The 8,806-nt window shown below is 47.1% G+C and carries 10 protein-coding genes and 1 tRNA gene; 7 read left to right on the top strand and 4 right to left on the bottom strand.

Going from position 1 to position 8,806, the window contains the following annotated elements; genetic code table 11:
* Positions 1 to 44: 44 nt before the first annotated feature.
* The 4 genes from HMPREF3022_RS02600 to tgt all read right to left on the bottom strand — a co-directional run bounded on the left by HMPREF3022_RS02600 (position 45) and on the right by tgt (position 3,473).
* Positions 45 to 536, bottom strand: coding sequence for a disulfide bond formation protein B (locus HMPREF3022_RS02600; RefSeq protein WP_039864291.1), 492 nt, complete (start codon positions 534 to 536; stop codon positions 45 to 47).
* 206 nt (positions 537 to 742) lie between these two features.
* Positions 743 to 1,141 (bottom strand): c-type cytochrome, encoded by a 399-nt coding sequence (locus tag HMPREF3022_RS02595; protein WP_049331315.1) that lies wholly within the window; start codon positions 1,139 to 1,141, stop codon positions 743 to 745.
* A 120-nt stretch (positions 1,142 to 1,261) separates the two neighbouring features.
* The gene (gene hemH, locus HMPREF3022_RS02590; protein WP_049331312.1) at positions 1,262 to 2,272 is read right to left on the bottom strand and encodes a ferrochelatase; all 1,011 of its coding nucleotides are present in this window, start codon (positions 2,270 to 2,272) and stop codon (positions 1,262 to 1,264) included.
* Between the two features lie 85 nt (positions 2,273 to 2,357).
* Complete coding sequence (gene tgt / locus HMPREF3022_RS02585) at positions 2,358 to 3,473, bottom strand: tRNA guanosine(34) transglycosylase Tgt (RefSeq protein WP_003745960.1); 1,116 nt, start codon at positions 3,471 to 3,473, stop codon at positions 2,358 to 2,360.
* A 237-nt stretch (positions 3,474 to 3,710) separates the two neighbouring features.
* Here tgt and HMPREF3022_RS02580 point away from each other — a divergent pair.
* From HMPREF3022_RS02580 to pheS, 7 genes are all read left to right on the top strand, one after another.
* Positions 3,711 to 3,787 (top strand) — tRNA-Val (locus HMPREF3022_RS02580).
* Between the two features lie 52 nt (positions 3,788 to 3,839).
* The gene (thrS, locus tag HMPREF3022_RS02575; RefSeq protein WP_049331403.1) at positions 3,840 to 5,753 is read left to right on the top strand and encodes a threonine--tRNA ligase; all 1,914 of its coding nucleotides are present in this window, start codon (positions 3,840 to 3,842) and stop codon (positions 5,751 to 5,753) included.
* Positions 5,754 to 5,793: 40 nt separating this feature from the next.
* Entirely contained in the window at positions 5,794 to 6,228 is a 435-nt protein-coding gene (locus tag HMPREF3022_RS02570) for a hypothetical protein (protein WP_049331310.1), read from the top strand.
* 24 nt (positions 6,229 to 6,252) lie between these two features.
* Positions 6,253 to 6,807 carry a translation initiation factor IF-3 gene (gene infC, locus HMPREF3022_RS02565; protein ID WP_192832377.1) on the top strand — a complete coding sequence of 185 codons (555 nt, stop codon included), beginning with the start codon at positions 6,253 to 6,255 and terminating at the stop codon, positions 6,805 to 6,807.
* Between the two features lie 142 nt (positions 6,808 to 6,949).
* A complete protein-coding gene (rpmI, locus tag HMPREF3022_RS02560; RefSeq protein WP_003675505.1) occupies positions 6,950 to 7,147 on the top strand; it encodes a 50S ribosomal protein L35 in 198 nt (65 codons plus the stop codon).
* Positions 7,148 to 7,159: 12 nt separating this feature from the next.
* Positions 7,160 to 7,519, top strand: coding sequence for a 50S ribosomal protein L20 (gene rplT, locus HMPREF3022_RS02555; RefSeq protein ID WP_003675502.1), 360 nt, complete (start codon positions 7,160 to 7,162; stop codon positions 7,517 to 7,519).
* 248 nt (positions 7,520 to 7,767) lie between these two features.
* On the top strand, positions 7,768 to 8,757 hold the full coding sequence (pheS, locus tag HMPREF3022_RS02550; RefSeq protein WP_049331308.1) for a phenylalanine--tRNA ligase subunit alpha: 990 nt from the start codon (positions 7,768 to 7,770) through the stop codon (positions 8,755 to 8,757).
* The last annotated feature ends 49 nt before the right edge of the window (positions 8,758 to 8,806 follow it).

Genomic DNA, 8,806 nt, shown 5'->3' with positions numbered 1-8,806 from the left:
AAGGCCGTCTGAAATTTCAGACGGCCTTTTTATATCGAAACCAATCAGATTTTTCTGGTTTTCAACCAAGCCCAAAGCAGCAGCAATACCACGAAGCTGAAATACAAAATACTCCACACCGGCAGGGCGACGCCGAATAGATAGTCCGGCTCGGCGCAGTTGCCAAAGCCGCGGACGATGGGTTCAAACCAATCGAACAAAGGCCAGTCGCGCAGGCGGAAGGTCCAAGGTGCGCCGCAAGAAGGGGCGGTGCCGGGAGGCAGGCTTTGCAGCCAAATTTGATAGGCGGCAACACCTGCGCCGTAAACGGCCGGAGCGGCAATCAACAATGCCGAGAGCGAGCGGGCAAATTTGGAAGATTGAGAACTGAATGCCGTAACAATGGCCAACAGCCCGACAGCCAATACGCACAAGCGTTGCAGGATGCACAATACGCACGGGTTCATGCCCAAAACGTATTGGGAAATAAAGGAGCCGCAGGCGGCAAATATGGAGAGGACGACTAGAAATAAAACAGTCTTGCGGAAAAAGTTCATAACATAAAACCTTTCAGACGGCCTGGACGCAAAACAGCCGATAAATGATGTTTACTTTAACACAAAACGCATATGCTTTTTTTTGGTTTGACGGTTTTTTGCGTATGTTTGTTGATGTTGCGTAACCATAAATATAGAAACAAAAATGTGTTCCATATCGAAAAGGCCGTCTGAAATATTCAGACGGCCCTTAGGGGAGAGACGTTTTATTTTTTCCCGTGAGATTTTTTGACATCTGCTTCAGTAATCGTACCGCCGCCATTATTGAAGGCATTCATGATGTAAGTGGCAACGGCGGCAACATCGGCATCATTGATGGCAGTAGAAGGCATGAAGCCGTTGTAGGATTTGCCGTTTACTTTAATCGGGCCGTTGATGCCTTTGGTCATACTTTGCAACAGGACTTGCGGTTTTTTATTGATATAGTCGGACTGGAATAAAGGCGGGAACATGGCACCCCGGCCTTCGCCTTTTTTACCGTGGCAGGCGGCGCAGTTGGTTTCGTAAATTTTTTGTCCTTTGCTCATCAGCGCGGTATCAGCGGCAAAAGCAGTTGGGAGGCTGAGTGCGGTCAGAAGGAGCAGGATAGGGCGGAGTGCAGTCATGATGTGTTCCTTTTTGAGTAGTGTTTTTGATGGCCACACGCTTGGTTTGCGTTTTGATAGCTTGATGATAACGCTAAAGGCCGTCTGAAAGTGGATTTTTCAGACGGCCTTTGGTTTAGGTCAAATCCAGCCTTGCAGATTAGCCCGACTTAATTGTGCAAGTGCGGCAATCCAGTCGGCGGAATCGTTGAGGCAGGGGATGTAACGGTATTCTTTGCCGCCTGCTGCGTGGAATTGTTCGCGTCCCATAATGGCGATTTCTTCCATGGTTTCGAGGCAGTCGGCCAAGAAGCCGGGGCAGAATACGTCGAGTTTGGTCGTGCCTTGTTTTGGCAGCTGATCAAACAGGGCTTGCGTGCTGGGCTTGACCCATTGGGATTTGCCAAACTGGCTTTGGAAAGAAACGATGTATTCTTGTTCGGACAAGCCCAATGCCTGCGCGAGCAGTTTGGCAGTATGGTGGCACTCGTCAGGATAGGGGTCGCCGTCGTCATGATGCTTTTGCGGAATGCCGTGGAAACTCAACATCAGTTTTTCGCCGCGTCCGTTTTGGGCCCAATAGGCTTCAATATGCTGCTTCATGGCTTGAATATAGGCGGTATCGTCGTAATAACGGGAGACAGTGCGGACGCTCATTTGGTTGCGTTGCAGTAATAACTCTTGAAACACTTTGTCCAAAGCCGCGCCGGTAGAAGAGCCGGCATATTGCGGATAGAGCGGGATGACCAGCAATTTGCCCACGCCTTGGGCTTTGAGTTCCGCCAAAACATCGGCAACGCTTGGATTGCCATAAGTCATGGCATGACGGACGATAACATCGGGCAAATGTTTGGCCAGGGCTTCTGCTTGGCGGTGTGTGTAAACCTCAAGCGGCGAACCTTCTTTAAACCAAACTTTTTCATAGGCATGCGCGCTTTTTTTGGGGCGAAAAGTCAATACTAAGCCGCGCAATATCGGTTGCCATAAGAGCTTGGGCAGTTCGACAACGCGTTGATCAGACAGAAATTCTTTCAAGTAAGGTTTGACTGCGGCAGCAGTGGGCGCGTCAGGCGTGCCGAGGTTGAGCAGCAGGACGGCGGTGCGGTTTTGTGCGGTGTAGGCTAAGGGCGGTTCGGTATGGAAACGGGACATGATTGTGCTTTATTAATTAAGAATATTGAGGCCGTCTGAAAAGCAGTTTGAATTAAAACCTGATTTCAGACGGCCTTTAAAAGGACTAATCCACACCGCGGGCGCGGTTTTCATGGAATTGCGCCTGCCAATCGGCAAATTTGCCTTGTTCGATGGCTTCGCGCATTTCTGCCATGATGACTTGGTAGAAGTGCAGATTGTGGATGGTGTTGAGCTGCGCGCCCAAGATTTCGCCGACTCGGTGCAGATGATGCAGGTAGGAGCGGCTGAAATTCTGACAGGCGTAGCAGGTGCAGCTTTCATCAATCGGACGCTTGTCGAGTTTGTGTTTGGCGTTTTTGATCTTCAAATCGCCAAAACGGGTAAACAGCCAGCCGTTACGCGCATTGCGGGTAGGCATAACGCAGTCGAACATATCTACGCCGTGTGCCACGCCGTACACCAAGTCTTCAGGCGTGCCGACGCCCATCAAATAATGTGGCTTGTGTTCCGGCAGGATAGGGCCAACGGCGCGCAACATGCGGTACATTTCGGGCTTAGGTTCGCCAACGGACAATCCGCCGATGGCCAAGCCGGGGAAGTCGAGCTCTTCCAAACCTTTCAGCGATTCTTCGCGCAAATCTTCATACATCGCGCCTTGTACAATGCCAAACAGCGCATTCGGGTTTTTCAGGTCTTCAAAAGCCTTTTTGCTTCGTTCTGCCCAGCGCAGGCTCATTTGCAGCGATTTTTGCGCTTGGCTGTGCGTTGCTTCGCCAGGGGTACACTCGTCCAACTGCATCACGATGTCGGAATTCAATACGGTTTGGATTTTCATCGACACTTCAGGCGAGAGGAACAGTTTGTCACCGTTGATCGGGCTTTGGAATGTACAGCCTTCTTCGGTCAGCTTGCGCATATCGGACAACGAAAATACTTGGAAACCGCCCGAGTCGGTCAAAATCGGCTTATCCCAGCCGATAAATTCGTGCAGGCCGCCGAATTGTTCGATGACTTCCAAACCTGGGCGCAGCCACAGATGGTAAGTGTTGCCTAAGATGATTTGTGCTTTGATGTCATGCAGGTTTTGCGGGTTCATTGCTTTGACCGAACCGTAAGTGCCGACAGGCATAAATACCGGCGTTTCGATTTTGCCGTGGTTCAGTTCCAAAGTGCCGCGTCGGGCATGACCGTCTTTTTTGTGTAAGGTAAATTTGAGCATAGTAATAATAGATTGGACGTTCGCGTGTGTGCGAAATGAAAGGGCAGATTATAAAGGATTTTTCGTTGGTTGACGGCTGGATTTTATCTTTGTCAAAACAATGCTTCAGACGGTCTGAATGATGGAGGAAATAAAAAATGAGGTATAAATCAAACAAAAATATTCAGGCCGTCTGAAAAGTATTTACAGATGCTTGCAAAAGGGAACACGCTTCGTTACAATAAGCGACTTAGATGAAGGCACATAGCTCAGTTGGTTAGAGCACCACCTTGACATGGTGGGGGTCGTTGGTTCGAGTCCAATTGTGCCTACCAAATTTCCATAACGGCTTTATGCCGTTATTTTTTAATGTTTTGGAGCTTTCTGATGTTGAACATTACCTTGCCGGACGGTTCGGTCCGCCAATATGAATCACCCGTTACCGTGGCGCAAATTGCAGCGTCTATCGGTGCAGGTTTGGCAAAGGCAACGGTAGCGGGCAAGGTTAACGGTAAATTAGTGGATGCTTGCGATCCGATTACCGAAGATGCCCATGTTCAAATCATTACGCCTAAAGACAAAGAAGGCGTGGAAATTATCCGCCACTCCTGCGCGCACTTGGTCGGTCATGCGGTCAAGCAGCTCTACCCTGATGCCAAAATGGTTATCGGCCCGGTGATTGAAGACGGGTTCTATTACGATATCGCAACTGAAAAACCATTTACCCCTGATGATGTGGCTGCCATCGAAGCGCGCATGAAAGAGTTGATTGCACAAGACTATGACGTTATTAAAGTGATGACGCCCCGTGCAGAAACCATCAAAATTTTCCAAGATCGCGGCGAAGAGTACAAATTGCGTCTGATTGAAGATATGCCTGAAGTGGAAGCAATGGGTATGTATCATCATCAAGAATACGTCGATATGTGCCGCGGTCCTCACGTTCCCAATACCCGTTTCTTGAAAAACTTTAAGCTGACCAAGCTGGCAGGCGCATACTGGCGCGGCGACAGCAATAATGAAATGTTGCAACGTATTTACGGTACGGCTTGGGCAAGTAAAGACGAATTGAAAGCCTATATCCAACGCATCGAGGAAGCGGAAAAACGCGACCACCGTAAGCTGGGTAAACAATTGGATTTGTTCCACCTGCAAGATGAAGCGCCGGGTATGGTGTTCTGGCATCCTAAAGGCTGGGCTTTGTGGCAAGTGATTGAGCAGCATATGCGTAAAGAGTTGAATGCTGCCGGTTATAAAGAGGTGAAAACGCCTCAGATTATGGATAAAACCTTCTGGGAAAAATCCGGTCACTGGGAAAATTATAAAGACAATATGTTCGTAACCAGTTCAGAAAAACGCGAATACGCGGTTAAACCGATGAACTGTCCGGGTCATGTGCAAATTTTTAATAACGGTTTGCGCTCATATCGCGATTTGCCAATGCGTTTGGCCGAGTTCGGTTCTTGCCACCGCAATGAACCAAGCGGTGCATTGCATGGTCTGATGCGTGTTCGCGGTTTTGTGCAAGATGATGCGCATATCTTCTGTACCGAAGATCAAATCGTTGATGAGGCGCGCGCATTTAATGAATTGCTGGTTCGCATTTACAAACAATTCGGCTTCCATGATGTTGCTGTGAAGCTGTCCCTCCGTCCTGAGCAACGTGCAGGTTCTGACGAAGTCTGGGATAAAGCCGAACAAGGTCTGCGTGATGCATTGACCGCTTGCGGTGTGGAGTGGGAAGAATTGCCTGGCGAAGGCGCATTCTACGGTCCTAAGATTGAGTACCATGTCAAAGATGCCTTGGGTCGCTCTTGGCAGTGCGGTACCCTGCAATTGGACTTTGTATTGCCGGAGCGTTTGAATGCCGAATATGTAACAGAAAACAACGATCGTGCGCGTCCTGTAATGTTGCACCGTGCTATTTTGGGCTCTTTGGAGCGCTTCATCGGTATTCTGATTGAAAACCATGCAGGCTCATTCCCATTGTGGCTTGCGCCGGTTCAAATGGTGATTATGAATATCACCGAGAATCAAGCAGATTATTGTCGCGAAGTGGCTGCTAAATTGCAGGCTGCAGGCTTCCGTGTCGAATTGGATTTGCGTAACGAAAAAATCGGTTACAAAATCCGCGACAACAGCCAATACCGTTTCCCTTATCAAATCGTTGTCGGCGATAAAGAGAAACAAGAAAACAAAGTTGCGGTACGCCGCAAAGCAGAAGACTTGGGTTCTTTGAATGTAGATGATTTTATTGCGCAATTGCAGCAGGAAACCGCCGCCGCTCTTATTGCAGGTTAAATTTAATTTGATACGTCAGGAAGAAAGATGGGATTTGCTAATGAATAAAGCACTTGCATTATGTTTTGGGCTTATTGCTGTATCTGGTTGTGTAACTGAGAAAGTTGTTTACCGAAATTCTCCCTCTGTAACTCCTAGCGTTGTAACTTTTTCTGGTACTCAACAGCCGATAGAAAAAGCTGTTAACCTCAGAGAGGGGATGTCTGAAAGCGAAGTGATTTCAGTTCTAGGGACTCCAATTACTCGAGATTTTCAAGGAAAAGGATCTGCGCTTCAGTGGTGCAAAACTGGAGAGGTTACTAGTTTATTTCCACTTGATAGATATGTCATCGGTTTCTTCTACGACGGCAAGTTGGTTGGTGTACGAAACTATCAAGGCCGTTTAGAAGATCGCGGTGATTGTTCAATTCTGTATCAACAAATTGAATGGACTCCCTCTGATCGTGTTATTAACTATAAATTCAAACCTAAGTAAAGCTTAATAAAATAGCTTGACTTAATGATACTTAGTGCAATTTTTAAAAGGAGTATTATCATCGCTCAAGAACGCGAAGCACGAATCAATGGTGAAATTACCGCCAAAGAAGTGCGATTAATCAGTGAGTCAGGCGATCAGCTTGGTGTCGTTTCAGTTCGTGAAGCTCTGGCTATGGCCGAAGAGCAAGATGTCGATTTGGTAGAAATTTCCCCGACTGCCAAACCGCCCGTATGCAAACTGATGGATTACGGTAAATACAAATACCAACAAGCCAAGAAGCGCGACGAAGCCAAGAAAAACCAAAAGCAGGTACAAATCAAGGAAATTAAATTCCGTCCGGGTACTGATGAAGGAGACTATCAAATCAAGATGCGCAACATCAACCGTTTCCTTGCCGATGGTGACAAAGTCAAAGTGACATTGCGTTTCCGCGGTCGTGAGATGGCCCACCAACAATTGGGTGCCCAACTGCTTGAACGCGTAAAAGAAGAGTTGGCTGAAGTGGCGCAAATCGAGTCCTTCCCTAAAATGGAAGGCCGCCAAATGGTGATGATGATTGCGCCTAAGAAAAAATAAAGCTATAATGCAAGGCTTATTTCGATTGCCGCTCGGAATAAGGTTTAATTAGCGGCAAAAACCGTGGTATTTTGGGTTCCAAGTGTTTGAAATTTATTTCAAAACCCCTTATACCTTATCTAATAACGAATGGAGTTTTCCAATGCCTAAAATGAAAACCAAGTCTAGCGCGAAAAAACGCTTTAAAGTACTGGGTAACGGTGGTGTAAAACGCGGTCATGCGTTCAAAAGTCACATCCTGACCAAAAAAACCACTAAAACTAAACGTCAATTGCGCGGCACCGCTATGGTGGATTCACGCGATTTGGCTTCTGTTGCTAAAATGTTGCCCTACGCTTAAGGAGTTTAGAATATGCCACGCGTAAAACGCGGTGTTACCGCTCGTGCTCGTCATCAAAAAGTCTTCGCGTTAGCCAAAGGCTACCGCGGTCGTCGTAAAAACGTTTACCGTGTTGCCAAACAAGCGGTAATGAAAGCCGGTCAATACGCATACCGTGACCGTCGCCAACGCAAACGTCAATTCCGTCAACTGTGGATCGTTCGTATCAACGCAGGTGCCCGTGAAAATGGTCTGTCTTACAGCAAATTCATGAACGGCCTGAAACGCGCTGCTATCGAAATCGACCGCAAAGTATTGGCTGATTTGGCTGTATTCGACAAAGCTGCATTTGCACAATTGGTTGAAAAAGCTAAAGCTGCTTTGGCTGCTTAATTCGATAAGATTATTTAAAAAGGAAGCTTATGCTTCCTTTTTTCTTTGTTTAAAGAAATCCTATGTAGTTGATTTTCTTTCTTTAAACTCTATTTTTTTATACTAATTTGCGATAAAATAGGCCTCTCTTATCAAACGGATTGGCCGCAGTAAGACAAAAGGCCGTCTGAACGGGTTTGAAATCAAATCCAACAGACGGCTTTGTTGTTTCAGACGGCCTGCCATCAACAAACAGACGATAAACCACTATGGAAAATGTAAACCGTATCGTTGCAGAAGGTATTGCCGCTATTGAAGCCGCGCAAGACTTCAATGCCTTAGAACAAATTAAAGCACGCTATCTTGGTAAAACCGGCGAATTGACCGGACTTTTGAAAACTTTGGGTCAAATGTCTCCTGAAGAGCGTAAAACCATAGGGGCGCACATCAACGAATGCAAAAATCAGTTTCAGACGGCCTTTAATGCCAAACGCGATGCCCTGAATGAAGCCAAGCTGCAAGCCCAATTGGCTGCAGAAGCCTTGGATATTACTTTGCCGGGTCGTGCGCAAGAACATGGCGGTTTGCATCCAGTTACTTTGACTTTGCAACGTGTGGTTGAGCTGTTTCACGGTATGGGTTTTGAAGTGGCGGACGGCCCTGAAATCGAAGACGATTTCCATAATTTCCAAGCCTTGAATATTCCTGCAAATCACCCAGCGCGTGCGATGCAAGATACTTTCTATGTTGAAAATGGCGACGTTTTGCGCACACACACTTCGCCTATTCAAATCCGCTATATGCTCGACAAAAAAGAGCCACCTATCCGCATTATTGCTCCCGGCCGCGTTTACCGCGTGGACAGTGATGCCACTCACTCGCCTATGTTCCATCAGGCCGAAGGTTTGTGGGTAGAAGAGGGTGTGACTTTTGCCGACTTGAAAGCAGTGTTCACTGACTTTATCCGTCGCTTCTTTGAACGCGATGACCTGCAAGTACGTTTCCGTCCGTCTTTCTTCCCGTTCACCGAGCCTTCTGCCGAAATCGACATCATGGGCGAAAACGGCAAATGGTTGGAAGTCGGCGGTTGCGGTATGGTACATCCTAACGTGTTGAAAAACGTCGATATCGACCCTGAAAAATATACCGGTTTCGCTTTCGGTATCGGTCTCGACCGCTTTGCCATGTTGCGCTACAACGTCAATGACTTGCGTTTATTCTTCGATAACGATTTGAACTTTTTGAAGCAGTTTAAATAAATTTCAGATGGTCTTTTGATAGTCCGTCTGAAAAGTGAATAGATATTAC

The sequence above is a fragment of the Neisseria sp. HMSC065C04 genome, assembly GCF_001815375.1.
GTDB lineage: Bacteria > Pseudomonadota > Gammaproteobacteria > Burkholderiales > Neisseriaceae > Neisseria > Neisseria flavescens_D.
The sequence above is the reverse complement of the archived record's forward strand: the minus strand, read 5'-3'. Positions and strand labels throughout refer to the sequence as shown.